Origin of the sequence: Micromonospora sp. WMMD1076 (assembly GCF_029581475.1) — a bacterium.
GTDB lineage: Bacteria > Actinomycetota > Actinomycetes > Mycobacteriales > Micromonosporaceae > Micromonospora > Micromonospora aurantiaca.
Genome location: NZ_CP120862.1, coordinates 3,131,312 through 3,157,500, shown reverse-complemented (window position 1 = coordinate 3,157,500; position 26,189 = coordinate 3,131,312). Strand labels below are relative to the sequence as shown.

The following is a 26,189-nucleotide window of genomic DNA, read 5'->3' as shown; positions in this document are numbered from 1 at the left end:
ATCTCCCGCTCGCCGTGCACCAGCGTGGTCAGTTCCTCGGCCAGCGCCCGCTGGGCCAGGCGCACCTGCGGGCGTTCCGCTGTCGCCTTCTCCAGCTCGTCCAGCTCCGCACGGGAGCGGAAGCTGAAGTACCGCAGGTAGCGGCTGACGTCCCGGTCGTCGGCGTTGACCCAGAACTGGTAGAACGCGTACGGGCTGGTCATCTGCGGGTCGAGCCAGACCGTGCCGGTCTCGCTCTTGCCGAACTTGGTGCCGTCGGCCTTGGTCACCAGCGGCGTGGTGAACGCCTCCACCGGCCCGGCGCCGCGCCGCCGGATGTAGTCCACCCCGGCGGTGATGTTGCCCCACTGGTCGGAACCGCCGTACTGGAGCCGGCAGCCGTGCCGGCGGTGCAGCTCGAAGTAGTCGTTGGCCTGGAGAAGCTGGTAGCTGAACTCGGTGTAGCTGATGCCCGTCTCCAGCCGCGCCTTGACCACCTCGCGGGCGAGCATCTTGTTCACCGGGAAGTGCTTGCCGACGTCCCGGAGGAACTCCACCACCGACATCTCGCCGGTCCAGTCCAGGTTGTTGACCAGTTGCGCCGCGTTCTCCCCGGAGTACGTGACGAACGGCGAGAGCTGCTCGCGGATGCGCTCGACCCAGCCGGCGATCACCTCGGGCGGGTTCAGCGTCCGCTCCGCGCTCTCCTTCGGGTCGCCGATCTGCCCGGTGGCGCCACCGACGAGCAGCAGCGGACGGTGCCCGGCCTGCTGGAGCCGGCGGGCCATGACGACCTGCATCAGGTTGCCGATGTGCAGGCTCGGCGCGGTGGGGTCGAAGCCCACGTAGAAGGTGGTGCTCCCGCCGTCGAGCAGCTCGCGCAGTTCGTCGAGGCCGGTCGAGTCCTGGATCAGGCCCCGCCACAGCAGGTCGTCGGTCAGGGAGTCCCGCCCCTGCGGGAGGTTGCTGTCGGTCACGGTCACCGATTCTCCCCCATTCCCGGGCCCGGCCCGTACCGGGTTTGCCGAGGTGCGGCCGACTAGGCTGGCGGCGCCGTCGAACGCGAGGAGGAACCGCGGTGGACATGCCGAACCTGACCGGTGGCTTCGTGGCCCTGCTGGGCCTGACGTTCGACGAGGTCAGCGGGGACCGGGTGGTGCTCCGCTGGAAGGTGCGCCCGGAGCTGCACCAGCCGTACGGGATCCAGCACGGCGGCGTCTACTGCTCGGTGGTGGAGACGGCTGCCAGCATCGGCGGCGCGCTGTGGCTGGGCGACAAGGGCAACGTGGTCGGGGTGTCGAACCAGACCGACTTCCTGCGCGCGGTGCGCGACGGCGAGCTGACCGCTGTCGGCACGCCTGTGCACCGGGGCCGCAGCCAGCAGTTGTGGCTCGTGGAGATCACCGACGCCGACGGCCGGCTGGTGGCGCGCGGTCAGGTACGGCTGCAGAACCTCACCGCCGCCTGACATCCGCGGGCTGCTCGATTCAGCCCGAAAAGGGGCACTGACGCCGATATCGTCGCCTCGGTGAGGACATCCGCTCCCGACCCGACGTGAGGAAGCTGTTCGCCGCCACGCTCGGCGTGCTGTCGGCGGTCGGCGGCTTCGTCGACATCGGTGACCTGGTGGCGGCCAGCCAGGCCGGCGCGCTGTTCGGCATGGCCCACACCTGGGTGCTGCTGGCCGGGGTGGTCGGCATCTGCGCGTACGCGGAGATGGCCGGCCGGATCGCGGCGGTGAGCGGCCGGGCGGTGTTCGACCTGGTCCGGGAGCGTCTCGGGCCGCGGGTGGCGCTGCTCAACCTGGTCGCGTCGTGGCTGGTCACTGTGGTCACGCTCGCCGCGGAGCTGGGTGGGGTGGCGCTGGCGCTGCAACTGGCGACCCGGCTGAGCCACCTGTTCTGGGTGCCGCTCGCGGCGCTGGCCGTCTGGCTGGTGCTGTGGCGGCTGCGGTTCGAGCTGATGGAGCGGATCTTCGGCCTGGCCGGGCTGGCGCTGCTGGTGTTCGCCGTCGCGCTGGTGGCGCTGCCGACCGACTGGCCGGCACTCGGGCAGGGCGTGTGGCAGGTCAGCGCGTCCGGGCACGGCTGGCCGCTGTACTGGTTCGTGGCTGTGGCGTTGTTCGCCTCGACTGTGAGCCCGTACGAGGTGTTCTTCTTCTCCTCCGGCGGCGTCGAGGAGCGGTGGAGCGCGGCGGACCTGGCGCGGGCCCGCTCGAACGTGCTGATCGGTTTCCCGGTGGGCGGGTTCCTGGCGTTGTCGCTGGTCGCCGTGGCGACTGTGGCCTATCACCCGTCCGAGGCCTCGCTCAGTACGCTCGACGAGGTGGCGCGGCCGGTGGCGACGGCGCTCGGCGGCGCCGGCCTGGCCGCCGCGGTGCTGGCGTTCTTCGCGGTGACGTTCGGCGCGGCGCTGGAGACCGGGCTGTCGGCGGCGTACGCGGCGGCGCAGTACTTCGGGTGGCAGTGGGGCAAGCGGGTCCGGCCCCGGGAGGCGGCCCGGTTCCACAGCGTGCTGCTCGTCGGTCTGCTGCTCGGTGTGGTGATGCTGATGACGACTGTGGACCCGGTACGGCTGACCGAGTACATGCTGGTGCTGAGCGCGGTGGTGCTGCCGCTGACGTACCTGCCGATCCTGGTCGTGGCCAACGACCGCGGGTATCTCGGCGACCGGGTCAACGGGCGATGGATGAACCTGCTCGGCGCGGTGTTCCTGCTGCTCATCGTCGCGGCCTCGGTGGCGGCGATCCCACTGGCGATCATGACGGGAATGGGGCCATGAGGGTTCAGCTCGCCAGGCGGCTGCTCGACCGGCAGATCGTCGACGTGGACGGATTGCTGGTCGGGCGCGTCGACGACATCGCGTTCGCCGTCGACGACGAGGGCTACCCGTACGTGGACAGCCTGCTCACCGGGCAGGGAGCGCTCGGCGAGCGGATCGGCGGGCGGGCCGGGCGGCTGCTGGTGGCGGTGGCGGACCGGTTCACCGACGACCCGCCGGTGCCGCCGTTACGCGTACCGCTGTCCCAGGTCGCCCGGGTGGACAGCGCGGTGCGGCTGCGCTGCCCGGCGACGGACCTGCCGCCGTCACCGGTGGAGGCGTGGCTGCGCCGGCACCTGATCGAGCGCATCCCGGGGTCCGGTCGTGCGAGCGGGTGAGCTGCTCGGCCGCACCGCGTACGACCTGCGCGGGCGGCGGCTGGGCCGGGTGGTGGACGTGGTGGTGCGCGGCGGGTGGCCGCCGGACCGGCTGCGGATCACCGACGTGATCGTCGCCGGGCACTGGTGGACCCGGGTGATCAGCCGGCTGATCGGCCCCGAGCTGCACCCGTCCGGGCCGTGGATGCTGCGGGTGATCGCCCGGTCGGTCGGGCGGAGCACCCGCCAGCTGCCCGCCGACGCGGTGCAGTTGCTTCCGCCGGTGCCCGGTTTCCCGTTCGGCCCGCCGGCCGGGCGCCGCTGAGCCTGCGCCGGACGCCGGGCTGCGGGGCGCCCGGCAGTCCGGGCACCGGTGGAGCGACCGCCCGGCGCCGGTCAGCGGCGGGCGTCGTCGAGTTCGGGGGCGCCCGCCGCGTCCGCCGCGTCGGCCGCGTCGTCGCCCGGGCTGCCGGTCGCCGCGTCGTCGTCCGCCGAGTGCTCGCCGCGGCCGCGGCGGCGGACGTGCACCTCGGTGATGGCCCGCTGGTCGACGCCGGCCACCGCCAGCTCCCAGCCGTCCACGGTCACCTGCTCCCCCGCCACCGTCGGGATGTGCCCGAGGCAGATCAGCACCAGCCCGGCGACTGTGGTGTAGTCGCCCGCGGGCCGGTTCGGCAGCTCCACGCCGAGGTCGGTCAGGTCGTGCACCGGGAACGTGCCGGGCAGCACCAGCGTGCCGTCGGGCTCGGTGCGCACGGAGCGCAGGTCCCGGTCGGTCTCGTCGTAGATCTCGCCGACGATCTCCTCGAGGATGTCCTCCAGCGTCACGATCCCGTCGACAGCGCCGCGCTCGTCGACCACGAGCGCGATGTGCTGGCGTTCGGCCTTGAACTGGCGCAGCGCGTCGACCACCGGAAGCGAGTCGGGCAGCAGCATCGGCGGGCGGGCGATCTCGTCGACCGGCCGGTCGTCGGAGACGCCGACCAGGTCCCGCAGGTGGATCACGCCCACCGCCTCGTCCAGGCCGCCGTGGCGGACCACCGGCGCCCGGGAGTGGCCGGTCGCCGCCAGGACGAGCCGCGCGGCCTCCGCGGTGGTGCCGCTGTCGAGCGTGAAGACCTGCAACCGAGGTACGAGCACCGCCCGCAACTGCCGGTCGGCGATCTCCACGGCACCGGCGATGATCGTGCGCTGTTCCTTGGTGAAGCCGTGGTTGCCGGCCACGATGTCACGCAGCTCGTCCGGGCCGATCTCGTCCGGCTCGGCCTTCGGGTCCAGGCCGAACAGGCGTACCACCAGGTCGGTGGTCGCGCCCAGCAGCCAGACGGCGGGCCGGGTGATGCTGGACAGCACGTCCAGCGGACGGGCCACCAGCAGCGCCCACCGCTCGGCCGACTGCATGGCGATCCGCTTGGGGGCCAGCTCACCGAAGACGAGCGTGACGAACGTGAGCACCAATGTGACCGCGACGATGGCGGCGGTCTCGGCGGCGTTGCCGAAGACGCTCAACAGCGGGACGAGCGGCCGGGCCAGTGACACCGCGGCGGCGGCGGAGGCCAGGAACCCGGCGAGCGTGATGCCGATCTGGATCGTGGCTAGGAACCGGTTCGGGTCCTTCGCGAGACGGGCGAGGGTCCGGCCGCCGCGGCTGCTGCGCTCCAGCCGCTGCACCTGGCTGTCGCGCAGGGACACCAGTGCCATCTCGCTGCCGGCGAACACCGCGTTGAGGATCACCAGCACACCGACCAGGGCAAGCTGGCTCCAGTAGCTCTGCACGACCGGTTATCTCCCCTCGGCCCGATCCGGGTCGGCCGATGGCCGACCCGCCGGCCGGCAGATCCGGTCGGCGTGGCCCCTCTGTTGCCCAGCGGGCCCGCCGCTGAATCATGGCCGGCCCCGGCGTAGCCCGCCGGAGCCGGGTTCAGGCCGGTACGGGCAGGTCGAGCACGTACGCGCCGCCCTCGGGGCGGAACCCGAGCCGGTGGTAGTAGGGGGCGACCATGCCGGGCGGGCTGACCACCCGGCGGAAGCCCCGGTCGGTGAACAGCCGGCTGCGCCGGTAGACGAACTCCCCCGGCGTGAAGTCGCGGAACGGCGGGGTCACGTAGTCCAGGTCGATCTGGGCCACCCCGCCCGGTTCGGCGTGCGAGAGCATCACGCCGACCACCTCGTCGGCGCGTACCACGAGGAATGCCGAGCGGTCGGAAGCGGCCGGATCCCAGCGGAAGCCCGGGTTGAACCGGGCGATGTCGGCGGCGTGCACCCGCAGCGTGTGCGCCAGGAACGCGTCGCCGGTGCCCACCTCGACCACCTGGTAGGTCTGCTCGTCGTGCCGGGTGGCCAGCAGCTTGCGCAGGTACCAGACGTTGATCACGGCGAGCACCACGTTCAGCCCGACCATCGGCCAGACCTGCACCGCGGTGTTGTAGCCGATCAGGATGAGGCAGCCGACCAGGTTGAGCGCGCGCAGCCGCAGAATCCGGGTCTGCAGCAGGGACCAGACCAGCAGCGCGGAGCCGGCCCAGCCGACGAGTTCCAGCCAGTTCACCCCGGGGAGACTAGCGGTCTGCCTGGTCAGGCCCCTCGGCGGGCAGCTCCAGCACGTACTCCTCGACCTCGCTGCCGCGGCCCGCGGCGTATCCGGAGTCCTCGCCGACCACGACGAAGCCGCACTTGCGCAGCACCGCGAGCGAGGCGGCGTTGTCCTTGGCGGCGCGGGCGTGCAGCGGCCGGTGCGGCACCTCGCGCAGCAGCGCGCGCAGCGCGGCGGTGGCGTGGCCGCGCCCCCAGTGCGCCGTGCCGATCCAGTAGCTGACCTCGGTCTGCTCGCCGACCGGGAACGCGGCCACCCGCCCGACCAGCCGGCCGCCGACGACGACGGCGCGGTTCACGATCCGATCGTCGGCGCGGATGCGCGCCCAGTGCGCGTCGAACGCGGCCCGGTCGGACGGGTCCTTCGGGCCGAACGCGGCCATCCAGTTCGCCTGCGGGTCCTGCTCGTGGGCGAAGAAGGCGGGCAGGTCGTCGTCGCGCACCGAGCGGAGCAGCACCTCGTTGGTCACGGCCGGAACGATACGGGCACCCACCGACACGGTCGGGACCTCCGGCCCGGTGTGTGTCCCGTCCGGCCCTGCCGCGCCGCCGCCCGGCCCGGTTACCAAGGAGGTGGAACGACGCAGCCGAGGAGGCCGGACCATGTCGAAGTACGTCTACGACTTCATCGAGGGTGACCGCAGCCGGGCCGGCCTGCTCGGCGGCAAGGGCGCGAACCTCGCCGAGATGACCCGGCTCGGGTTGCCGGTGCCGCCCGGGTTCACAGTCACCACCGACGCGTGCCGAGCGTACCTGGCCACCGGCGCGCCGCCGGACGGCCTGTACGAGGAGATCAACGCGCATCTGCGGGAGGTCGAGGCGCGGCTGGACCGGTGGCTGGGCGACCCGGGTGACCCGCTGCTGCTGGCGGTGCGCTCCGGCGGGCGGTACTCGATGCCGGGGATGATGGAGACGATCCTCGACATCGGGCTCAACGACACCACAGTGGCCGGGCTGGCCGCCCGCACCGGCGACGAGCGGTTCGCCTGGGACTCGTACCGGCGGCTGATCCAGATGTTCGGCCGCACCGTGCACGGGATCCCGGCCGAGGAGTTCGAGCACGAGCTGGCCGCGCTGCGGGCCACCGCCGGGCCGGACGGGCCGGGCGCCGCCCAGTTGCGCGACCTGGTCGAGACGTACAAGAAGATCTTCACCCGGCACGTCGGGCACGACTTCCCGCAGGCCCCGCACGAGCAGCTGTTCCTGGCCGTGCGCGCGGTGTTCGAGTCCTGGCACTCGGAGCGGGCCCGGATCTACCGGCGGCAGGAGCGCATCCCGGACGACCTGGGCACCGCCGTCAACGTGATGGCGATGGTGTTCGGCAACCTCGGCCCGGACTCCGGCACCGGTGTGGCGTTCACCCGTGACCCGGCCACCGGCGCCCCCGGCGTGTACGGCGACTACCTGACCGACGCGCAGGGCGAGGACGTGGTGGCGGGCATCCGCAACACGGTGCCGCTGACCGAGCTGGCGGAGCTGGACCCGGCGAGTTTTCACCGGCTGCGGGAGATCATGGCGACGCTGGAGCGGCACTACCGCGATCTGTGCGACGTCGAGTTCACCATCGAGCGCGGCCGGCTGTGGATGCTGCAGACCCGGGTCGGCAAGCGCACCGCGGCGGCGGCGTTCGTGATCGCCGCGCAGCTGGCCGAGGAGGGCCTGATCACGGCCGACGAGGCGCTGACCCGGGTCAGCGGGGGGCAGCTCGCCCAGCTGATGTTCCCGGCCTTCGACGCCGCCGGCGCGCCCGAGCCGCTCGCGGCCGGCGTCGGCGCCTCGCCCGGCGCCGCGGTCGGGCGGGTGGTGTTCGACTCCGCCGCCGCGGCGGCGGCCGACGGACCGGTGATCCTGGTCCGGCCGGAGACCAACCCGGACGACCTGCCCGGCATGATCGCCGCGGCCGGGGTGCTCACCTCGCGCGGCGGGAAGACCTCGCACGCCGCCGTGGTGGCACGGGGCATGGGCCGAACCTGCGTCTGCGGCGCCGAGGCGCTGGGCATCGACGTCGAGCGCGGCGAGTTCACAGTGGGCGGGCAGGTGGTGCGCGCCGGCGACCTGATCTCGATCGACGGCACCAGCGGGCGGATCTGGCTCGGCGAGGTGCCGGTGCAGCCGTCCCCGGTGGCCCGGTACCTGACCGGTGAGCTGCGGCCGGAGGCCGACCCGCTGATCGCCGCCGTGCACCGGCTGCTCGGCCACGCCGACGCGGTGCGCACGCTCGGCGTACGCGCCAACGCGGACACCCCGGACGACGCCCGCCGGGCCCGCGAGCTGGGCGCCGCCGGGATCGGGCTGTGCCGCACCGAGCACATGTTCCTCGGCGAGCGCCGGGAGCTGGTGGAGCGGCTGATCCTGGCCGACGGCCCGGCCGAGGTCGGCGCGGCGCTGGACGAGTTGCTGCCGTTGCAACGGGCCGACTTCCTCGGACTGCTCACCGCGATGGACGGGCTGCCGGTCACCGTCCGGCTGCTCGATCCGCCGCTGCACGAGTTCCTGCCTCCGCTCGCCGAGCTGACCGCCCGGGTGGCGGGCGCGCAGGCGCGCGGCGAGGAACCGGGCCACGACGGCGTGCTGCTCGCGGCGGTGTCCCGGATGCACGAGACGAACCCGATGCTGGGGCTGCGGGGCGTACGGCTCGGGCTGGTGGTGCCGGGCCTGTTCGCGATGCAGGTGCGGGCGCTGGCCGAGGCGGCCGCGCAGCGGGTCCGGGCCGGCGGTGACCCGCGCCCGGAGATCATGGTGCCGCTGGTCGGTGACGTGCGGGAACTCGCCGCGGTGGCGGACGAGGCACGGCGGGTGCTGGCCGAGGTGCCGGACGCGCCGGACATCCCGGTCGGCACCATGATCGAGACGCCCCGGGCGGCGCTGACCGCCGGGGACATCGCCGCCGAGGCGCACTTCTTCTCCTTCGGCACCAACGACCTGACGCAGATGACCTGGGCGTTCTCCCGGGACGACGTGGAGGGGGCGTTCTTCTCCACGTACCTGGAACGGGGGATCTTCCCGGTGTCGCCGTTCGAGAGCATCGACGCCACCGGTGTGGGCCGGCTGGTCCGCCTCGCCGTCGCCGAGGGGCGGGCGGCCCGTCCGGACCTGACCGTCGGGGTCTGCGGTGAGCACGGCGGCGACCCGGAGTCGATCGGGTTCTTTGCCGCGGCCGGGCTCGACTACGTCTCCTGCTCGCCGTACCGGGTGCCGGTGGCGCGGCTGGCCGCCGGCCGGGCCGCTGTCGAGGCCGGCACCGAGAAGTCCGATTCCCGCTAGGAGGGCAGCACCATGACCGCCATCTTCAACCCGACCGGGCCGGCTGTCACGCCGCTCCCCCGGCCCGCGCCGCCGCAGGCCGCGGCGCCCGCCCCCACCCCGGCCGGTCCGGTCGGCCCGGTGCTGGAGCTGCCCGGGGACACCGCGCTGGTGCCGGTGAACCGCGACGGCCGCCCGGTCGGCGTGTTCGTCGCGGCCGGCGGCCGGGTCCGCTACCGGCGGGTGGTCGAACCCGACCAGTTGGTCGCCGCCGCCACCGGCGCGTTCGCGGTGGCCGCGCTCACCGCCGCCGTGGCGGTGTGGTCGCGGCGCCGCCCGCCGTCGGTCGGCACCGTCACCATGGGTCCGGGTGGATGGGTCAGCCTGCGCGGCGTGCCGGCGCCGCGGCTGCGCCCGGACCACAGGCCCTGGTGGGCGCGCCTGCTGCGGGCCCGCCGCCTGGTCGTCGACCGCTGAGCACCCCAGGGGTACGGCCGCCGGTACGTCACCGGCGGCCGTACCGCCGTTGCGGCCTCGGAGGGGCCGTTGGTCCCGGGTCACCGCGGTCCTGCGCCCCTGCCCGGACGCTCCCGGGTGGACGACGCTGAGGGGGAGAACGAGAGAGGGAGGCCCCCGATGCGCGCCAGTGTCGTCACCGCGTTCGACCGTCCGATGGAGATCACCGAGCGTCCCGTGCCGGAGGCCGGCCCGGGCGAGATCCTGGTCCGCATCGAAGCCAGCGGACTCTGCCACACCGACATCCACGCCGCCCGCGGCGAATGGCCGGTGAAGCCCACCCCGCCGTTCGTGCCCGGACACGAGGGCGTCGGCCTGGTCGAGAAGGTCGGCCCCGGCGTCACCGAGCACGCCGTCGGCGACCGGGTCGCGCTGCCCTGGCTCGGCTGGGCCTGCGGCACCTGCGCGTACTGCGTGACCGGCTGGGAGACGCTGTGCGAGTCGCAGCTCAACACCGGCTACAGCATCGACGGCGCGCACGCCGAGTACGCGGTCGCCGCCGCCCGGTACGCAGTACGCGTGCCCGACGGCGTGGACCCGTTCGAGGCCGCGCCGCTGACCTGCGCGGGCGTCACCACGTACAAGGCCGTCAAGGTCGCCGGGGTACGGCCGGGCGAGCGGGTCGCGATCTTCGGCATCGGCGGCCTGGGTCACCTCGCCCAGCAGTACGCGCAGATCTTCGGCGCCGAGACGGTAGCGGTGGACGTGACCGCCGAGAAGCTGGAGCTGGCCACGTCGCTGGGCGCGGCGCACACGGTCGACGCCGCCACCACCGACCCGGTCGAGCGGATCATCGCGCTGGGCGGCGTGGACGTGGCGATCGTGCTGGCCGCGAGCCCCCGGGTGATCGAGCAGGCGCACCGCTCGCTGCGCCGCGGCGGCCGGCTGGTGCTGGTGTCGCTGCCCGCCGACAACGCGATCACCCTGCCCGTCTTCGAGACGGTGCTCAAGGGCATCACGGTGCTCGGCTCGATCGTCGGCACCCGCGCCGACCTGGCCGAGGTCTTCGCGCTGCACGCCGCCGGCCGGACCCGGGTCGTCTACGAGACCCGCAAGCTGGACGACATCAACGACGCGGTGGACGACGTCCTCGCCGGCCGGGTCGCCGCCCGGCTCGTGCTCCAGCCCTGACCCCCGCCCCCGGTCCCCGCACCCGGCGGGGACCGGGCCACCGCCGACGCCCGGAGAGGGACCGACATGACCGCCACCGAACCCCTGGCCCCCTGGCGCGGGTTCCACGCCGGAGCGTGGCAGGAGACGATCGACGTGGCCGGCTTCGTCCGGCTCAACCACGAGCCGTACACCGGGGACGCGTCGTTCCTCACCGGGCCGACGCCGCGCACGCTCGCCGTGTGGGACCGGCTGCGGGAGATGTTCCCGGAGGAGCGGCGGCGCGGCGTGTACGACGTCGACGCGGCCACCCCGTCGACGATCACCTCGCACGCACCCGGGTACATCGACCGGGAGCGGGAGCTGATCGTCGGGTTGCAGACCGACGCGCCGCTGCGGCGGGCGATCATGCCGGCCGGCGGGCTGCGGATGGTGGAGACGGCGCTGCGCGCGTACGGGCGCGAGCCGGACCCGCTGGTGCACGAGATCTTCACCCGGTACCGCCGCACCCACAACGACGCCGTCTTCGACGCGTACCCGGCGAACGTGCTCGCGGCGCGGCGCTCGCACGTCATCACCGGGCTGCCCGACGCGTACGGGCGCGGGCGGATCATCGGCGACTACCGCCGGGTGGCGCTGTACGGCGTGGACCGGCTGGTCGAGGAGCGCCGGGCGCTCAAGGCGGCGCTCGACGACCGGCGCAGCACCGACGACGTGATCCGCGACCGGGAGGAACTGGCCGAGCAGATCCGCGCGCTCGGTGAGCTGAGGGAGATGGCCGCCTCGTACGGCTTCGACATCTCCCGCCCGGCCGTCACCGGCGCGCAGGCGATCCAGTGGCTCTACTTCGCCTACCTGGCCGCCACGAAGGAGCAGAACGGCGCCGCCATGTCGCTCGGGCGCACCGCCGGGTTCCTCGACGCGTACCTGCGGCGGGACATCGCCGAGGGGCGGCTGGACGAGAGCGGCGCGCAGGAGCTGATCGACGACTTCGTGATCAAGCTGCGGATCATCCGCTTCCTGCGCACCCCCGAGTACGACCAGCTCTTCTCCGGCGACCCGACCTGGGTCACCGAGTCGCTCGGCGGGATGGGCGCGGACGGACGGCCGCTGGTCACCCGCACCACGTTCCGCTACCTGCAGACGCTCTACGACCTCGGCCCGGCCCCGGAGCCGAACCTGACAGTGCTCTGGTCGCCGCGGCTGCCCGAGGGGTTCAAGCGGTTCTGCGCCCAGGTGTCGCTGGACACCAGCGCCATCCAGTACGAGAACGACGAGCTGATCCGTCCGGCGTACGACGACGACACCGCGATCGCCTGCTGCGTGTCGGCCATGCGGGTCGGCCGGGACATGCAGTTCTTCGGCGCGCGGGCGAACCTGGCCAAGGCGCTGCTGTACGCGATCAACGGCGGCCGGGACGAGCTGACCGGCACGCAGGTGGCCCCGCCGGCCGCGCCTGTCGGCGGCGAGACGCTCGACTACGACGAGGTGCTGGCCGCGTACGACCGGACGCTGGACTGGCTGGCGCAGACGTACGTGGACGCGCTGAACGTGATCCACCACCAGCACGACAGGTACGCGTACGAGCGGCTGGAGATGGCCTTGCACGACCACCCGGTGCGCCGGTTCATGGCCACCGGCATCGCCGGCCTGTCGGTCGCCGTGGACAGCCTGTCGGCCATCCGGTACGGCCGGGTGAAGGTGCTGCGCGACGCCACCGGCCTGGCCGTCGACTTCGCTGTCGAGGGCGAGTTCCCGACGTACGGCAACGACGACGACCGGGCCGACGAGATCGCGGTGTGGCTGGTCGAGACGTTCGCGGAGAAGCTGCGCCGGCAGCGCACGTACCGCGACGCGGAGCTGACCATGTCGGTGCTGACCATCACCTCGAACGTGGTGTACGGCAAGCACACCGGCAACACGCCGGACGGGCGGCGCGCCGGTGAGCCGTTCGCGCCGGGGGCGAACCCGATGAACGGTCGGGACACGCACGGCCTGGTCGCGTCGGCGCTGTCGGTGGCCAAGCTGCCGTACGACGCGGCCCGCGACGGCATCTCGCTGACCGGCACTGTCACGCCGGACGGCCTAGGCCACACCCGCGACGAGCGGATCGCGAACCTGGCCGGGGTGCTCGACGGCTACGCCGACGCCGGCGGGTTCCACCTCAACGTCAACGTGCTGGACCGCGCCACGCTGCTGGACGCGATGGCGCACCCGGAGCGGTACCCGCAGCTCACCGTCCGGGTCTCCGGGTACGCGGTGAACTTCGTCCGGCTCACGCCGGAACAGCAGCGCGACGTGGTGTCGCGGACCTTCCACGGGTCGCTGTGACCGGCCGCCCGCCCGCGCCGCCGCAGGTCACCGCGGCGGCGCCGGGCCGTGCCGCCGAGGCGGTCACGGGCGCGGTGCACTCGTGGGACACCTCGGTCGGGGTGGACGGGCCGGGCACCCGGTTCGTGGTCTTCCTGGCCGGCTGCCCGCTGCGCTGCCGCTACTGCCACAGCCCGGACACCTGGTACGGCCGCAGCGGCCGCCGCCGCACGGTGGACGAGATGGTCACGCTCGCCACCCGGTACCGCAGGTTCATCCAGGTCGCCGGCGGCGGTGTCACCGTCAGCGGCGGGGAGCCGCTGCTGCAACCGGCGTTCACTCGCGAGTTGCTGCGCCGCTGCCACGACCTCGGCCTGCACACCGCGCTGGACACCTCCGGTTTCCTCGGCGTCCGCGCCGACGACGCGCTGCTGGACGCCACCGACCTGGTGCTGCTCGACGTCAAGGCGGGCAACCCGCAGACGTACCGCCGGGTCACCGGCACCGGCCGGCTCGCGCCGACGCTGCGCTTCGCGCAACGGCTCGCCGACCGGGGTACGCCCATCTGGATCCGGTACGTGCTGGTGCCCGGCCTGACCGACGCGGTCGACGAGGTGGAGCTGGTGGCCGACGTGGCCGCCGGGCTGGCGACTGTGCAACGCGTCGAGGTGCTGCCGTTCCACCGGCTCGGCGCGCACAAGTACGCCGAGCTGGGGCTGACGTTCCCGCTGGCGGACACCGAGCCGCCTGATGCCGACCTGCTGGCCCGGGTACGCGGCCAGTTCGCCGCCCGCGGCCTCACCGTCACCTGACCGGCCCGCCGTCACGCCACGAGGATCGGGGCATGTGGGCTCACTCCGCCGGTTCAGCTGGCGGCGGCCGTCGGGTAGCCGTACAGGTCGAGCAGCCGGACCCGGGACGCCTGGAGCCGGTCCACCACCACGCTCATGAACCGGGTGGTGAGCTGACGGCCGAGCGTGTCGTCGGACTCCATCAGCCGGCGTACCCCGTCGGCGTCGAGTTCGACGGCGGTGCTGCGCTGGGTGGCGACCGCACCGAACTGCCAGCGGTACGGCGGGAACAGCCAGGACCAGCCGAGCACGCCGCCGGGCCCGATCGTCTCGATGCTCACGTCACCGCGGCCCGGCACCGGGAAGTCGAGCGCCACCTGGCCGCCGCGGACCAGCCAGAACCGGTCGGCCTGCTGATCGGCGCGGAACAGCCGGTGCCCGGGATGCCAGACCACCGGGCGGGCGTAACCGGTGAGCCGGGGTAGCCACTCGTCGGGCAGCCCGGCCAGGAAGGGGTGGACGCGGAGCATCTCCAGCGGGGTCATCGCGCCTCCAGGGTCGACAGGAGGAGAGCACTGGTTCCATTCCACCTCGCCACCGCCCCGGCCGGTAGGGGCCGTTGGTCCCGGCCGTGCCGGGCGGATCGACTCTGCCCGGGTGGGGGCCGCCGGCGCAGGCTGAGGGGGAACCGAAGGAGGACGTGATGACCGACAGAACCGGTGCCCCCGTCGTGGTGGGCGTGGACGGCTCCCCGTCCGCGCTGGACGCGGTACGGCTGGCCGCACGCGAGGCGGTGCTGCGGCACCGGCCGCTGCGGGTGGTGAACGCCTTCCTGTGGCCGCTGGCCGGCACGCCGCTGGGCATGGTCGCCCCGGTGCTGCCCGACGTCGAGCTGCGCCAGGAGGCCGAGAAGCTGGTCGAGGAGGCGGTGGACGAGGCCCGCAAGGTCGACGCGGACCTGGCCGTGACCGGTGCGGTCGTCGACGGCGGGCCGGTGGCGGTGCTGCTCCGGGAGAGCCGCGACGCCGCGCTGCTCGTGCTGGGTCACCGGGGACTGGGCGGCTTCGCCGAGCTTCTCGTCGGCTCCGCCGCGGTGCAGCTCTCCGCCCGCGCGGACTGCCCGGTGCTCGTGGTCCGGGGTGAGGCCCGCGCCGACGGTCCGGTGGTGGTCGGCGTGGACGGCTCCGCGCTGTCCGACGAGGCGGTCGGGTTCGCGTTCGCCGAGGCCGCGGCGCGCGGCGCCGAACTGGTGGTGGTGCACACCTGGCTCTACCCGCAGGCGGTGACCTACCGGGAGGCGTTCGGTGACGTCGTGCCGCTGGCGTACGACCCGCAGGAACTGCGCGCCGACGAGCAGCGGGTGCTGGCCGAGGCGATCGCCGGCTGGGCCGAGCGCTACCCGGAGGTCACGGTACGGCCGAAGCTGGTCGCCGCCGCCACCCCGTCCCGGGTGCTCGTCGAGGAGTCCGTCGGCGCGCAGCTGACGGTGGTCGGCGCGCACGGGCGGGGTAGCCTCGGTGCGCTGCTGCTCGGCTCGGTCAGCCACGCCGTGCTGCACCACTGCCACAGCCCGCTCGCAGTCGTCCGCCACCGCGGAGACCGGACTCGCTGAGCCGGTTCCCCGGCCCGGGCGGGGCCGGCAGCGCCACAATGGCCTGAGCCGACCGGAGGGAAAGCACCAGATGAACCGACCCGTCGTGGCGGGAGTGGACGGATCGCCGTCCAGCCTGGCCGCCGCCGACCTGGCCGCCGCGACCGCCGTCGCCCGTTCCCGGCCGCTGCTGCTCGTGCACGGCTACCTGCACCCACTGGGCTACGGCGTGCCGCTCAACCCGTACGACCTGGGGGTGCCGGCGCCCACCGCGGAGTCGGAGAAGATGCTGGAGTCGGTCGCCGCCGACCTAACCGAGCGGCACCCGGGCCTGCGGGTGCAGGTGCGTCAGGTCGCCGGCGGTCCGGGCGCGACGATGGTCGAGGAGTCCCGCCGCGCCGAACTGGTCGTGGTGGGCAGCCGGGGCGTGGGCGGCTTCGCCGGGCTGCTGCTCGGCTCGGTCGGCGGGCAGCTCGCGCAGCACGGGCACTGCCCGGTGCTCATCGTCCGCCCGGAGGAGCAGCCGATCCCGCTGGACGGTCCGGTGCTGGTCGGCGTGGACGGTTCCGACTCGGCCGGGTACGCGATCGAGCTGGCGGCGGACGAGGCCGATCGGCGCGACGCGGAGCTGGTGCTGATGCACGTCCGGTCGCCGGAACGTGGCGCGGTGACGCCGGAGGTCGCGGCGGAGGCGTCCACCGCGGAGCGGGCCGAGGCGGCCGGGCTGCTGGCCGAGGCCGCGGCCCGGGTCCGGGCGGCGCACCCGGGCCTGCGGGTGACGGAGCGGGCCGTGACCGCCGCCTCGCCGGAGACCGCGCTCCGGGAGGCCAGCGGTGAGGCGTCGCTCGTGGTTGTCGGTTCCCGGGGCCGGGGCGGCTTCGCCGGGCTGCTGCTCGGCTCGGTCAGCCAGGCGCTGGTGCAGCACTCCCACTGCCCGGTGCTCGTCGCCCACCGGCCCGAGCCGGCCGACGACTGACGCGCCGCGCGGCTGGCCGGTCCGGTCCGCCGAGTGGCCCGCCCGGGCGTCAGGACGGGTCGCGGCCGGCGAGCAGGTCGGCGAAGTCGGTGGTGAGCGCGAACGGGTCGGCCGGGCCGGTCGCGGGCGGGCGGCGGTCCACCTGCTCGGCCAGCTCGGCTCCGGCCCGGCGGATCCGGGACCGCAGCGCGCTGTCGCCGTCGTCGCCGGCCCAGTCCTCGGGCGCGGCGAAGACCGCAGTGGGCAGTGTCGCCGCCCGCAGGTACGTGAACATCGGCCGGACCGCGTGCTCCAGGGCCAGCGAGTGCCGGGCGGTGCCGCCGGTCGCCCCGAGCAGCACCGGCTTGCCGGCGAGCGTGTCCCGGTCGACCACGTCGAAGAACGACTTGAACAGCCCGTTGTAGGACGCGTTGAAGATCGGCGTCACCGCGATCAGCCCGTCGGCGGTGGCCACCTCGTCGAGCGTCCGCCGCAGCGCGGCCGGCGCGAAGCCGGTGAGCAGGTGGTTCACCACGTCGTGGGCGTACTCGCGCAGCTCGACCACGCGCAGTTCCACAGTGGCGCCGCGGCCGGCCAGCTCGTCGCGGGCGGCCGCGGCGAGCTGGCCGGCGAGCAGGCGGGTCGACGACGGCTGGCCGAGACCGGCCGACACGACCGCGAGGGTACGGCTGGTCATCGCTGCTCCCCGGCCGGGGCGGCGTCGCGGGCGGCCAGCAGGCTCGCGTGGGTGGGCGCCTCGGGCACGTGTGCCGGACGCAGCGAGTCGAACTCCTTGCGCAGCACCGGGACCACCTCCTCGCCCAGCAGGTCGAGCTGCTCCAGCACCGTCTTCAGCGGCAGCCCGGCGTGGTCCATCAGGAACAGCTGCCGCTGGTAGTCGCCGACGTACTCGCGGAAGCCCAGCGTGCGGTCGACGACCTGCTGCGGGCTGCCGACGGTCAGCGGCGTCTCGCGGGTGAACTCCTCCAGCGACGGCCCGTGCCCGTAGACCGGGGCGTTGTCGAAGTAGGGGCGGAACTCGCGTACCGCGTCCTGGGAGTTGCGCCGCATGAACACCTGCCCGCCGAGGCCGACGATGGCCTGGTCCGGCGAGCCGTGGCCGTAGTGCGCGTACCGCTCCCGGTAGAGGCCGACCATCCGCTGGGTGTGCTCCTTGGGCCAGAAGATGTGGTTGGCGAAGAAGCCGTCACCGTAGTACGCGGCCTGCTCGGCGATCTCCGGGCTGCGGATCGAGCCGTGCCAGACGAACGGCGGTACGCCGTCGAGCGGGCGCGGGGTCGAGGTGAACGACTGCAGCGGCGTACGGAACCGGCCCTTCCAGTCGACCACGTCCTCGCGCCACAGCCGGTGCAGCAGGTCGTAGTTCTCGATGGCCAGCGGGATGCCGTTGCGGATGTCCTGCCCGAACCACGGGTAGACCGGGCCGGTGTTGCCGCGCCCCATCATGAGGTCCACCCGGCCGTCGGCCAGGTGCTGGAGCATCGCGTAGTCCTCGGCGATCTTCACCGGGTCGTTCGTGGTGATCAGCGTGGTCGAGGTGGACAGCAGCAGCCGTTCGGTGCGCGCGGCGATCCAGCCGAGCATGGTGGTCGGCGACGACGGCACGAACGGCGGGTTGTGGTGCTCGCCGGTGGCGAAGACGTCGAGGCCGACCTCCTCGGCCTTGAGCGCGATGGCGGTCATGGCCTTGATCCGCTCACGCTCGGACGGCAGCCGCCCGTTCGTGGGGTCGACGGTGACGTCACCGACGGTGAAGACTCCGAACTGCATGACCAGCTCCTCGCGTGGGGTCCGGACCGGTCGGCCCGGGATCGCTCCTCACAACATATTTGACGAGTCAACTATTCCGGTGGCCGCCCACCCCGGCGTGGCCCGGATCACGCACCGACCACCGACTACCCTTGCCGCGATGACGTACCCCTGGCTCTCCGCGCCCGCCACGCAGGTCGCCGGCACCGCGCGGACGCTGCTCGGCTGGACCGTGTCGGCCGGCGGCGTCACCGTCCGGCTCACCGAGGTCGAGGCGTACGCGGGCACCGGCGAGGACCCGGCGTCGCACGCCCACCGCGGGCCGACGCCGCGCAACAGGGTCATGTTCGGGCCCGCCGGGCACGTCTACGTGTACTTCGTGTTCGGCATGCACTGGTGCGCGAACGTCGTCTGCGGTCGCGACGGCGAGGCGGCGGCGGTGCTGCTGCGCGCGGGCGAGGTGGTCGACGGCGTCGAGATCGCCCGCGAGCGCCGGCCGCGCGCCACCGACCGGGATCTGGCCCGTGGGCCGGCCCGGCTGGTCACCGCGCTCGGGCTCGGGCGGGACGCGAACGGCACCTCGGCGATCGACGGCAGCGGACCGCTGCTGCTGACGCCGCCGGCGAGCCCCGTCGACCCGGCGCGGATCGCCGCCGGGCCGCGTGTCGGGGTCGCCGCCGCGCACGACCTGCCGTGGCGGTTCTGGCTGGCGGACGAACCGAGCGTGAGCGTCTACCGGCGGCACACCCCGCGCCGCCGGCCCGCTCCGGCCGCTCCGGTGCGGAACTCGCCGGCCTGAATCGGCCGTTCCGGGCAACCCGGGACACCCCGCGACGCGTCTGTGGTGGCATGACGCGCCAACTCTTCACCACACGTTGAGGGCAGAGTGTTTTACACGAAGGGCTTTCAACGAGGTGTTGACAACAGGCCATTCTTGGGTGTGGGATGGACGGCATGGTCACCGTGGACAACGACCCGTTCACCGCTCCGGATGCTGCCCAGGCCCGGGCGCACCGCAACTACGCTGCACTGCTGCGGATCGCCGAACGGCACGCCGGCACCAACTCCCGCCGCCGCCGCTACGCCCACCCGGACGTGCCCGACGCCTACGAGGCGGCCACGCTGGTGATGGCGCTGGCCGGGGGCGCCGAGCTGGACGAGGGTGAGGAGCCCGTCGACCAGGCCGACCTGATGGCCGCGCTGACGCTGATCCCGCACGTGCGGGCCGAGGTGGACGCGCTGGAGGCCGGCCTGTTGCAGGTGGCCCGCGGGCGGGGCATGACCTGGCAGGCGATCGCCTTCGGGCTGGGGCTGGGCAGCGCCCAGGCGGCCCGGCAGCGCTACGAGCGGCTCACCGTCCGCACCGGCACCGGCGACTGACCGGCGGCGCGGGCTGTCACAGCGGCGGGCGAGACTGTGCCGGACGACGGCACGGGAGGACGCGATGACGCGCGAGGAGATGCTGGCCTACTGCCTGGCCAAGCCGGGAGCCTGGCTCGACCGGCCGTGGGAGGGCGACGAGGTGGTGAAGGTGGGCAGCCGCATCTTCGCGTTCCTCGGCTCACCGGAGGGCGAGGCCCGGCTCGGGGTGAAGTGCGGGCCGTCCCGGGAGGTGGCCGACGAGTGGCTGCACCGGTTCCCGGCCGACGCGCGCCCCTCCCCCTACATCGGCCGGTCCGGCTGGAACACGCTGCGGCTCTCCGGCGGCATCCCGGACGACGAGCTGATCGAGGCGGTCGACGGTTCGTACGACGCGGTGGTGGCGAAGCTCCCGAAACGCGAGCGCCCCGCCGGCTGACCGGCGCGAAGCACTCGGCCCAGCCGTGAAGGTCAGCGGGGTACGACCCGCTCGGCGGCCCACTCCCGCCAGCCGGTCAGCTTGTCCGCAGCGGCGGCGAGCTGGTCGGCGACCGGGCCGGGGCCGGTGGAGCCGGGCGTGATGCGGGCGGCCAGCGCCGAGCGCACCGAGAGCACGTCGCGCACCGACGGGTCCAGGTGCTCGCTCACCGCGGCCAGGTCGGCGTCGGACACCTCGTCCAGCGCGCAGTCGCGGGCCGCGCACAGCGCCACCAGCTTGCCGGTGATCTCGTGCGCGTCGCGGAACGGCACGTTGCGCCGCACCAGCCAGTCGGCGACCTCGGTGGCCAGCGAGAAGCCCGACGGGGCGCTGGCCACCAGCCGGTCCACCCGGACCGTCATCGTGGAGATCATCCCGGCCAGCGCGGGCAGCAGCAACTCCAGCGTGTCCACCGCGTCGAACGCCGGTTCCTTGTCCTCCTGCATGTCCCGGTCGTACGTCATGGGCAGGCCCTTGAGCATGGTGAGCACGCTCATCAGGCCGCCGACCAGGCGGCCCGACTTGCCCCGGGCCAGCTCGGCGATGTCCGCGTTCTTCTTCTGCGGCATGATCGACGAGCCGGTGGCGAAGGCGTCGTCCAGCTCGACCCAGCCGAACTCCTGCGACGTCCAGAGCACCACCTCCTCGCCGAGGCGGGACAGGTGCACGCCGATCATGGCGGTGACGAACAGGAACTCGGCCACGAAGTCGCGGTCCGCGACCGCGTCCATCGAGTTGGCGAACGAGGTGCGGAAACCCAGCTCCTTCGCGACCGCCACCGGGTCCAGCGGCAGCCCCGACCCGGCCAGCGCGCCCGCGCCGAGCGGGCTGATCGCGGTCCGCTCGTCCCAGTCGCGCATCCGTTCCAGGTCGCGCAGCAGCGGCTGCACGTGGGCCAGCAGCCAGTGCCCGAACGTCACCGGCTGGGCGTGCTGCAGGTGCGTCATGCCCGGCGCGGCGGTGTCCACGTGCCGCTCCGCCTGCTCCACGAGCGCCTCGGCCAGCTCGACCAGCCGGGCCGCCACGCCGCGGGCGTGGTCGCGCAGGTAGAGCCGCAGGTCGGTGGCGACCTGGTCGTTGCGGGACCGGCCGGCGCGCAGCTTGCCGCCGAGGCTGCCGAGCCGTTCCAGCAGGCCGCGCTCAAGCGCGGTGTGCACGTCCTCGTCGTCAACCGTCGGGCGGAACGCGCCGGAGGCGCACGCCGCCTCCAGGTCGTCCAGCGCCGCCAGCATCCGGCCCAGTTCGTCCGGGTCGAGCAGGCCGGCGCCGGCGAGGACCCGGGCGTGCGCGCGGGAACCGGCGATGTCGTACGGGGCGAGGCGCCAGTCGAACTGGACGCTCACCGACAGCCGCGCGAGCGCCTCGGCGGGACCGCCGGCGAACCGGCCGCCCCAGAGGCTCGTCCGGTTGGCGGGGGCGCTGTTCTCGGTCAGGCTCTTGTCGTCCACCCCACCCATTGTGGTGCCCGCCATCAGGCCCCTCCCATCCGGGCGTCCCGTTGCGCGGCCATCGTGCTGGGCAGTCCCCACAGTCGTACGAATCCCTTCGCCAGCGACTGGTCGAACGTGTCGCCGGTGTCGTAGGTGGCCAGGCCGAAGTCGTAGAGGCTCGCCTCGGAGCGCCGGCCGGTGACCACCGCTCGGCCGCCGTGCAGCCGCAGCCGCACCTCGCCCGTCACGTGCCGCTGGGCGTCGTCGATGAACGCGTCCAGCGACCGCTTCAGCGGCGAGAACCAGAGCCCGTCGTAGACCAGCTCACCCCAGCGCTGGTCGACGCCGCGCTTGAACCGGGCCAGGTCCCGCTCGACGGTGACCGCCTCCAGCTCCTGGTGGGCGGTGATCAGGGCGAGCGCGCCGGGCGCCTCGTACACCTCGCGGCTCTTGATGCCGACCAGCCGGTCCTCGACCATGTCGAGCCGGCCCACGCCGTGCGCCCCGGCCCGCCGGTTCAGCTCCCGGACCGCCTCGTACGGCGTGACCGTCTCGCCGTCGATCGCGACCGGGACGCCGCCGTCGAACGTGATCACCACGTCGTCCGGGTCGCGTTCCGACGCCGGGTCCCCGGTGTACGCGTAGAGGTCCTCGACCGGGGCGTTCCAGATGTCCTCCAGGAACCCGGTCTCCACGGCCCGGCCCCACAGGTTCTGGTCGATCGAGTACGGCGACCTCGCCGACACGTCGATCGGCAGCCCCTTCTCCCCGGCGTACGCGATCGCCTTGTCCCGGGTCCAGGCGAAGTCCCGGGCCGGCGCGACGACCGTCAGGTCCGGCGCGAGCGCGGCCAGGCCGACCTCGAACCGGACCTGGTCGTTGCCCTTGCCGGTGCAGCCGTGCGACACGATCGTGCCGCCGTGGGCGCGCGCCGCCGCGACCAGGTGCCTGACGATCAGCGGCCGGGACAGCGCGGACACCAGCGGATAGCGGTCCATGTAGAGGGCGTTGGCCCGGATCGCCGGCAGGCAGTAGTCGGCGGCGAACTCGTCACGGGCGTCGACCACCTCGGACTCGACGGCGCCGCAGTCGAGCGCGCGCTGCCGGATCACTGACATGTCCTCGCCGCCCTGGCCGACGTCGACAGCTACCGCGATCACCTCCGCGCCGGTCCGCTCGGCCAGGTACGGGATGGCGACCGAGGTGTCCAGGCCCCCGGAGTACGCGAGCACGACCCGCTCGGTCACGAGGTGCCCCCTTCGGCGGTGTCGTCGCGGCGGGCCCACGCGGCGAGCCGCTCACCCAGCGCGGCCCCGCCGTCGGCCTCGCGGGCCACGACGAGGATGGTGTCGTCGCCGGCGATGGTGCCGACGATCTCGGACAGCCCGGCCCGGTCCAGCGCGCTGGCGAGGTACTGGGCGGCGCCCGGCGGGGTGCGCAGCACCGCGATGTTGCCGCTGGAGTCGACGCCGTTGAGCAGCTCACGCAGCAGCCGGACCAGCCGGGCCGGTGCGCCCTCGGCGTCGCGCAGCGGCCGGTGCCCGTCCTCCGGGATCAGGTAGACGCCCCGCCCGTCGCCGCCGCGCGCGGTCACCGCTCCCAGCTCCTTCAGGTCGCGCGACAGGGTGGCCTGGGTGACCTGGATGCCGTCGCCGGCGAGCAGGTCGGCCAGCTCGGTCTGCGAGTGGATGGGGGTGTCGCGGATCAGCTCGACGATGCGGGCGTGCCGCGCGGCGCGGGTCAGCGGAGCGGTCATGCGGATTCCTCCACGAGAAAGGTCAGCAGCGCCTTCTGGGCGTGCAGCCGATTCTCCGCCTGGTCGAACACCGCGCTGTGCGGGCCGTCGAGCGCCTCGTCGGTGATCTCCTCGCCCCGGTGGGCGGGCAGGCAGTGCAGCACGATCACGTCGGCGTCGGCGTGGCCGAGCAGCTCGGCGTTGACCTGGTACGGCAGGAACGGCGTGATCCGGTCCAGCCCGTCCTCCTCCTGCCCCATCGAGGTCCAGGTGTCGGTGGTGACGACGTGCGCGCCGCGTACCGCCTCGGCCGGGTCGGTGAGCACCTGGACCGAACCGCCGGTGGTGGCGGCGATCTTCTCGGCGCGGGCCACGATCTCCCGGTCCGGCTGGAACCCGGCCGGGCCGGCGATCCGCACGTGCATCCCGGCGGTCGCGCCGGCCAGCAGATACGAGTGCGCCATGTTGTTCGCCGCGTCGCCCACGTACGTGAGGATCCGCCCGGCGGTGCCGCCGAAGCGTTCCCGCACGGTGAGCAGGTCGGCCAGCAGCTGGCAGGGGTGGTACGTGTCGGTCAGCGCGTTGACCACCGGCACCGTCGCGTGGGCGGCGACCTCGGCGATCCGGTCGTCGCCGTGGGTGCGCAGCACGATCGCGGCGACGTAGCGGGACAGCACCCGGCCCGCGTCGGCGAGCGTCTCGCCCCGGCCGAAGTGGGTGACCTGGGTGTCCACCACGAGCGGGTGCCCGCCCAGCTCGGCGATGCCCACGTCGAAGGAGATCCGGGTGCGCAGGCTCTGCTTGTCGAACAGCACCGCCACCGACTTCGGCCCGGTCAGGGGCTGGTGCGCGTACCGGTCGGCCTTCATGCGGGCGGCGAGGTCGAGCACGGCGGCCTGCTCGGCGGGCGTGAGGTCGTCGTCGCGCAGGAAGTGGCGGATCATGCCGGAGCCTCCGTCGGGGTCGTGACGCCAGGCCCGGCGACGTGGGCGGGCTCCGCGATGCCGGCAGGCCCGGCGACGTGGGCGGGGGCCGCGGTGTCGGCGGGCGCGGCGCGGGCGGCGTCGGTGGTAGGGGCCGGCGCGGCGGCGGACAGCGCGGCCGGCAGCGCGGCGAGGAACGCGTCGGCCTGCGCCGCGGTGAGGATCAGCGGCGGGGCGAGCCGGACCACGTCCGGCTGCACCGGGTTGACCAGGAAACCCGCCTCGCGAAGCGCGGCCACGGCCGCGGCGGAGACCGGCTGGTCGAGCACGACGCCGAGCAGCAGGCCGGCGCCGCGCACCTCGCGGACCAGCGGGTGCCCGAGCGCCTCGACACCGCGGCGTAGCCGCTCGCCGACGCGCTTGACGTGGTCGAGCAGGCCCTCTTGCGCGATCGTGGAGACGACAGCGAGCGCGGCGGCGCAACTGATCGGGTTGCCGCCGAACGTGGTGCCGTGCGAGCCCGGGGTGAGCAGGTCGGCGGCCCGCCCGAAGGCCAGGCAGGCGCCCAGCGGCAGCCCGCCGCCGAGGCCCTTGGCGAGCGTGATCACGTCCGGCTCGACGCCCTCGCCCTGGTGGGCGAACCAGTGGCCGGTGCGGCCGATGCCGGTCTGCACCTCGTCCAGCACCAGCAGCGCGCCGTGCGCGGCGGTGATCCGCCGGGCCGCGGCCAGGTAGCCGGGCGGCGGGACGACCACGCCGTTCTCGCCCTGGATCGGCTCGATGATCAGCATGGCGGTGTCGGCGGTGACCGCCTCGGCCAGCGCGTCGGCGTCGCCGAACGGCACGTGCGTCACGTCGCCGGGCAGCGGGCGGAACGGGTCGGCCTTCGCGGGCTGCCCTGTGAGCGCCAGCGCGCCCATGGTCCGGCCGTGGAACCCGCCGTGGGTGGCGACCACGTGCCGGCGGCCGGTGAGCCGGGACAGCTTGAACGCGGCCTCGTTGGCCTCCGCGCCGGAGTTGGCGAAGAACACCCGGCCCGGGCGGCCGGCCAGCGCGAGCAGCAGCTCGGCCAGCGCCACCGGCGGCTCGGCGACGAACAGGTTGGACACGTGCCCGAGCGTCGCGACCTGCTTGCTGACGGCGGCCACCACGGCCGGGTGGGCGTGGCCGAGCGCGTTGACGGCGATGCCGCCGATCAGGTCGACGTACTCCCGGCCGGTCTCGTCGACCACGACGGCGCCGGAGCCGGAGACGAGCGCCAGCGGCGGCGTGCCGTAGTTGTCCATCATGGTGGCGTTCCACCGCTGCACGAGCATGCTCATGACTCGATCACCATCGTTCCGAAGCCCTCCGACGTGAACACTTCCAACAGCGTGGAGTGGGCGACCCGGCCGTCGACGACGTGCGCGGCCGGTACTCCCCCGCGCACCGCCCGCAGGCAGGCCTCCATCTTCGGGACCATGCCCGACTCCAGGAACGGCAGCAGCTTCGCCAGGTCGTCCGCGGTGATCTCGCTGACCAGGCTGGACGTGTCGGGCCAGTCGGCGTACAGGCCGGGCACGTCGGTCAGCACGACCAGCTTGCGCGCGTCCAGCGCCACCGCGAGCGCGGCAGCGGCGGTGTCCGCGTTGAGGTTGTGCAGCACCCCGTCGGCGTCCGGCGCGACGGTCGAGATGACCGGGATCCGGCCGGCCGCGATCAGGTCGGTGGCCGCCGAGACGTTCACCGACTCCACGTCGCCGACCTGGCCCACGTCGACCGCTTCCCCGTCCACGTACGCGGGACGGCGCACCGCGGTGAACAGCCCGGCGTCCTCGCCGGAGAGCCCGACCGCGTACGGGCCGTGCGCGTTGATCAGCCCGACCAGTTCCCGGCCGACCTGACCGACCAGGACCATCCGGACCACGTCCATCGCCTCCGGGGTGGTGACCCGCAGGCCGCCGCGGAACTCGCTGGCGATGCCCAGGCGGCCGAGCATGGCGGAGATCTGCGGGCCGCCGCCGTGCACCACGACCGGCTTCAGGCCGGCGTAGCGCAGGAACACCATGTCGGCGGCGAACGCCCGCTGGAGTTCGGGGTCGACCATGGCGTTGCCGCCGTACTTGACCACGACCGTGGCGCCGGAGAAACGGGCCAGCCAGGGCAGCGCCTCGATCAGCGTGGCGGCCTTGGCCTGGGCCCGGGTGAGGTCAGCGGAGAGGTTCATGCTGAGCTGGCCTTTCGTTCGCGACTGCGGGACTCCGCTTCGCTGCGTTCCTCGCGCTCACCGA

27 protein-coding genes (1 of these 27 cut by a window edge) are annotated in these 26,189 nt (G+C 73.8%); 14 read left to right on the top strand and 13 right to left on the bottom strand.

Annotated features, from left to right (window positions below; genetic code table 11):
• Window positions 1-956, bottom strand: the 5' portion of a protein-coding gene (gene tyrS / locus O7622_RS15220) for a tyrosine--tRNA ligase (RefSeq protein WP_282314149.1). It extends 328 nt beyond the left edge of the window; 956 of the gene's 1,284 nt are visible here — the first part of the coding sequence; it begins with the start codon at window positions 954-956; the stop codon falls past the left edge of the window.
• Between the two features lie 107 nt (window positions 957-1,063).
• Here tyrS and O7622_RS15215 point away from each other — a divergent pair, with 107 nt between their 5' ends.
• The 4 genes from O7622_RS15215 (at window position 1,064) to O7622_RS15200 (ending at window position 3,441) form a co-directional block, all read left to right on the top strand.
• Complete coding sequence (locus tag O7622_RS15215; protein ID WP_282314148.1) at window positions 1,064-1,447, top strand: PaaI family thioesterase; 384 nt, start codon at window positions 1,064-1,066, stop codon at window positions 1,445-1,447.
• 86 nt (window positions 1,448-1,533) lie between these two features.
• Window positions 1,534-2,760, top strand: a complete 1,227-nt coding sequence (locus O7622_RS15210) for a divalent metal cation transporter (RefSeq protein WP_282313949.1) — start codon at window positions 1,534-1,536, stop codon at window positions 2,758-2,760.
• Window positions 2,757-3,137, top strand: coding sequence for a hypothetical protein (locus O7622_RS15205; protein WP_282313948.1), 381 nt, complete (start codon window positions 2,757-2,759; stop codon window positions 3,135-3,137). Before O7622_RS15210 ends, O7622_RS15205 begins: the two co-directional genes overlap by 4 nt.
• Complete coding sequence (locus O7622_RS15200; RefSeq protein WP_282313947.1) at window positions 3,124-3,441, top strand: PRC-barrel domain containing protein; 318 nt, start codon at window positions 3,124-3,126, stop codon at window positions 3,439-3,441. The genes O7622_RS15205 and O7622_RS15200 overlap by 14 nt, the downstream gene beginning before the upstream one ends.
• Before the next feature lie 71 nt (window positions 3,442-3,512).
• Here O7622_RS15200 and O7622_RS15195 read toward each other — a convergent pair whose 3' ends face one another.
• The 3 genes from O7622_RS15195 to O7622_RS15185 form a co-directional block, all read right to left on the bottom strand.
• On the bottom strand, window positions 3,513-4,892 hold the full coding sequence (locus O7622_RS15195) for a hemolysin family protein (RefSeq protein WP_282313946.1): 1,380 nt from the start codon (window positions 4,890-4,892) through the stop codon (window positions 3,513-3,515).
• A 145-nt stretch (window positions 4,893-5,037) separates the two neighbouring features.
• Window positions 5,038-5,664: a hypothetical protein gene (locus O7622_RS15190; RefSeq protein ID WP_282313945.1), complete on the bottom strand. Its 627-nt coding sequence runs from the start codon at window positions 5,662-5,664 to the stop codon at window positions 5,038-5,040.
• 10 nt (window positions 5,665-5,674) lie between these two features.
• On the bottom strand, window positions 5,675-6,178 hold the full coding sequence (locus O7622_RS15185; protein WP_282313944.1) for a GNAT family N-acetyltransferase: 504 nt from the start codon (window positions 6,176-6,178) through the stop codon (window positions 5,675-5,677).
• 133 nt (window positions 6,179-6,311) lie between these two features.
• Between O7622_RS15185 and ppdK the strand changes: the two genes are divergently transcribed.
• The 5 genes from ppdK to pflA all read left to right on the top strand — a co-directional run bounded on the left by ppdK (window position 6,312) and on the right by pflA (window position 13,699).
• A complete protein-coding gene (gene ppdK / locus O7622_RS15180) occupies window positions 6,312-8,972 on the top strand; it encodes a pyruvate, phosphate dikinase (RefSeq protein WP_282313943.1) in 2,661 nt (886 codons plus the stop codon).
• Window positions 8,973-8,984: 12 nt separating this feature from the next.
• The gene (locus O7622_RS15175) at window positions 8,985-9,428 is read left to right on the top strand and encodes a hypothetical protein (RefSeq protein ID WP_282313942.1); all 444 of its coding nucleotides are present in this window, start codon (window positions 8,985-8,987) and stop codon (window positions 9,426-9,428) included.
• Between the two features lie 159 nt (window positions 9,429-9,587).
• Complete coding sequence (locus O7622_RS15170; protein ID WP_282313941.1) at window positions 9,588-10,598, top strand: zinc-dependent alcohol dehydrogenase; 1,011 nt, start codon at window positions 9,588-9,590, stop codon at window positions 10,596-10,598.
• 66 nt (window positions 10,599-10,664) lie between these two features.
• A complete protein-coding gene (gene pflB, locus O7622_RS15165) occupies window positions 10,665-12,908 on the top strand; it encodes a formate C-acetyltransferase (protein WP_282313940.1) in 2,244 nt (747 codons plus the stop codon).
• Window positions 12,905-13,699, top strand: coding sequence for a pyruvate formate-lyase-activating protein (gene pflA, locus O7622_RS15160; protein ID WP_282313939.1), 795 nt, complete (start codon window positions 12,905-12,907; stop codon window positions 13,697-13,699). The genes pflB and pflA overlap by 4 nt, the downstream gene beginning before the upstream one ends.
• A 53-nt stretch (window positions 13,700-13,752) precedes the next feature.
• Here the strand turns inward: pflA and O7622_RS15155 are convergent, their stop codons facing one another.
• Window positions 13,753-14,223, bottom strand: a complete 471-nt coding sequence (locus O7622_RS15155; protein ID WP_282313938.1) for a cyclic nucleotide-binding domain-containing protein — start codon at window positions 14,221-14,223, stop codon at window positions 13,753-13,755.
• Between the two features lie 158 nt (window positions 14,224-14,381).
• Between O7622_RS15155 and O7622_RS15150 the strand changes: the two genes are divergently transcribed.
• Together O7622_RS15150 and O7622_RS15145 are read left to right on the top strand one after the other, a co-directional pair.
• Window positions 14,382-15,290 (top strand): universal stress protein, encoded by a 909-nt coding sequence (locus O7622_RS15150; RefSeq protein ID WP_282313937.1) that lies wholly within the window; start codon window positions 14,382-14,384, stop codon window positions 15,288-15,290.
• A 70-nt stretch (window positions 15,291-15,360) separates the two neighbouring features.
• Window positions 15,361-16,245, top strand: a complete 885-nt coding sequence (locus O7622_RS15145; RefSeq protein WP_282313936.1) for a universal stress protein — start codon at window positions 15,361-15,363, stop codon at window positions 16,243-16,245.
• Between the two features lie 49 nt (window positions 16,246-16,294).
• On the opposite strand, the gene O7622_RS15140 is transcribed toward O7622_RS15145, so the two are convergent.
• Both O7622_RS15140 and O7622_RS15135 read right to left on the bottom strand, forming a co-directional pair.
• Window positions 16,295-16,921: a CE1759 family FMN reductase gene (locus O7622_RS15140; protein WP_282313935.1), complete on the bottom strand. Its 627-nt coding sequence runs from the start codon at window positions 16,919-16,921 to the stop codon at window positions 16,295-16,297.
• Window positions 16,918-18,015 (bottom strand): LLM class flavin-dependent oxidoreductase, encoded by a 1,098-nt coding sequence (locus O7622_RS15135; protein ID WP_282313934.1) that lies wholly within the window; start codon window positions 18,013-18,015, stop codon window positions 16,918-16,920. Before O7622_RS15135 ends, O7622_RS15140 begins: the two co-directional genes overlap by 4 nt.
• Before the next feature lie 139 nt (window positions 18,016-18,154).
• Here O7622_RS15135 and O7622_RS15130 point away from each other — a divergent pair, with 139 nt between their 5' ends.
• The 3 genes from O7622_RS15130 to O7622_RS15120 all read left to right on the top strand — a co-directional run bounded on the left by O7622_RS15130 (window position 18,155) and on the right by O7622_RS15120 (window position 19,792).
• Entirely contained in the window at window positions 18,155-18,793 is a 639-nt protein-coding gene (locus O7622_RS15130) for a DNA-3-methyladenine glycosylase (protein WP_282313933.1), read from the top strand.
• Between the two features lie 155 nt (window positions 18,794-18,948).
• Entirely contained in the window at window positions 18,949-19,374 is a 426-nt protein-coding gene (locus O7622_RS15125) for a hypothetical protein (protein WP_013285554.1), read from the top strand.
• 64 nt (window positions 19,375-19,438) lie between these two features.
• A complete protein-coding gene (locus O7622_RS15120) occupies window positions 19,439-19,792 on the top strand; it encodes an MmcQ/YjbR family DNA-binding protein (protein ID WP_282313932.1) in 354 nt (117 codons plus the stop codon).
• Between the two features lie 32 nt (window positions 19,793-19,824).
• Here the strand turns inward: O7622_RS15120 and argH are convergent, their stop codons facing one another.
• From argH to argB, 6 genes are read right to left on the bottom strand one after another with little or no spacing between them, the layout of a single operon-like run.
• Entirely contained in the window at window positions 19,825-21,288 is a 1,464-nt protein-coding gene (gene argH, locus O7622_RS15115; RefSeq protein WP_030271078.1) for an argininosuccinate lyase, read from the bottom strand.
• Window positions 21,289-21,302: 14 nt separating this feature from the next.
• Window positions 21,303-22,508: an argininosuccinate synthase gene (locus tag O7622_RS15110; RefSeq protein ID WP_282313931.1), complete on the bottom strand. Its 1,206-nt coding sequence runs from the start codon at window positions 22,506-22,508 to the stop codon at window positions 21,303-21,305.
• Window positions 22,505-23,017 carry an arginine repressor gene (locus O7622_RS15105; RefSeq protein ID WP_013474917.1) on the bottom strand — a complete coding sequence of 171 codons (513 nt, stop codon included), beginning with the start codon at window positions 23,015-23,017 and terminating at the stop codon, window positions 22,505-22,507. Before O7622_RS15105 ends, O7622_RS15110 begins: the two co-directional genes overlap by 4 nt.
• Window positions 23,014-23,940, bottom strand: coding sequence for an ornithine carbamoyltransferase (gene argF, locus O7622_RS15100; protein ID WP_282313930.1), 927 nt, complete (start codon window positions 23,938-23,940; stop codon window positions 23,014-23,016). The genes O7622_RS15105 and argF overlap by 4 nt, the downstream gene beginning before the upstream one ends.
• Window positions 23,937-25,241: an acetylornithine transaminase gene (locus O7622_RS15095; RefSeq protein ID WP_282313929.1), complete on the bottom strand. Its 1,305-nt coding sequence runs from the start codon at window positions 25,239-25,241 to the stop codon at window positions 23,937-23,939. The genes argF and O7622_RS15095 overlap by 4 nt, the downstream gene beginning before the upstream one ends.
• The gene (argB, locus tag O7622_RS15090) at window positions 25,238-26,125 is read right to left on the bottom strand and encodes an acetylglutamate kinase (protein ID WP_282313928.1); all 888 of its coding nucleotides are present in this window, start codon (window positions 26,123-26,125) and stop codon (window positions 25,238-25,240) included. Before argB ends, O7622_RS15095 begins: the two co-directional genes overlap by 4 nt.
• Window positions 26,126-26,189: the final 64 nt, after the last annotated feature.

Bases quoted from the DNA above. Each gene is read 5' to 3' on its own strand.
- O7622_RS15205 (WP_282313948.1), top strand. From the start codon at position 2,757: ATGAGGGTTCAGCTCGCCAGGCGGCTGCTCGACCGGCAGATCGTCGAC.
- O7622_RS15135 (WP_282313934.1), bottom strand. From the start codon at position 18,015: ATGCAGTTCGGAGTCTTCACCGTCGGTGACGTCACCGTCGACCCCACG.
- O7622_RS15175 (WP_282313942.1), top strand. From the start codon at position 8,985: ATGACCGCCATCTTCAACCCGACCGGGCCGGCTGTCACGCCGCTCCCC.
- argB (WP_282313928.1), bottom strand. From the start codon at position 26,125: ATGAACCTCTCCGCTGACCTCACCCGGGCCCAGGCCAAGGCCGCCACG.
- O7622_RS15170 (WP_282313941.1), top strand. From the start codon at position 9,588: ATGCGCGCCAGTGTCGTCACCGCGTTCGACCGTCCGATGGAGATCACC.
- O7622_RS15145 (WP_282313936.1), top strand. From the start codon at position 15,361: ATGAACCGACCCGTCGTGGCGGGAGTGGACGGATCGCCGTCCAGCCTG.
- O7622_RS15215 (WP_282314148.1), top strand. From the start codon at position 1,064: ATGCCGAACCTGACCGGTGGCTTCGTGGCCCTGCTGGGCCTGACGTTC.
- pflB (WP_282313940.1), top strand. From the start codon at position 10,665: ATGACCGCCACCGAACCCCTGGCCCCCTGGCGCGGGTTCCACGCCGGA.
- O7622_RS15140 (WP_282313935.1), bottom strand. From the start codon at position 16,921: ATGACCAGCCGTACCCTCGCGGTCGTGTCGGCCGGTCTCGGCCAGCCG.
- argH (WP_030271078.1), bottom strand. From the start codon at position 21,288: ATGGGTGGGGTGGACGACAAGAGCCTGACCGAGAACAGCGCCCCCGCC.
- ppdK (WP_282313943.1), top strand. From the start codon at position 6,312: ATGTCGAAGTACGTCTACGACTTCATCGAGGGTGACCGCAGCCGGGCC.
- O7622_RS15105 (WP_013474917.1), bottom strand. From the start codon at position 23,017: ATGACCGCTCCGCTGACCCGCGCCGCGCGGCACGCCCGCATCGTCGAG.
- O7622_RS15125 (WP_013285554.1), top strand. From the start codon at position 18,949: ATGGTCACCGTGGACAACGACCCGTTCACCGCTCCGGATGCTGCCCAG.
- O7622_RS15120 (WP_282313932.1), top strand. From the start codon at position 19,439: ATGACGCGCGAGGAGATGCTGGCCTACTGCCTGGCCAAGCCGGGAGCC.
- O7622_RS15095 (WP_282313929.1), bottom strand. From the start codon at position 25,241: ATGAGCATGCTCGTGCAGCGGTGGAACGCCACCATGATGGACAACTAC.
- O7622_RS15130 (WP_282313933.1), top strand. From the start codon at position 18,155: ATGACGTACCCCTGGCTCTCCGCGCCCGCCACGCAGGTCGCCGGCACC.
- argF (WP_282313930.1), bottom strand. From the start codon at position 23,940: ATGATCCGCCACTTCCTGCGCGACGACGACCTCACGCCCGCCGAGCAG.
- O7622_RS15155 (WP_282313938.1), bottom strand. From the start codon at position 14,223: ATGACCCCGCTGGAGATGCTCCGCGTCCACCCCTTCCTGGCCGGGCTG.
- O7622_RS15150 (WP_282313937.1), top strand. From the start codon at position 14,382: ATGACCGACAGAACCGGTGCCCCCGTCGTGGTGGGCGTGGACGGCTCC.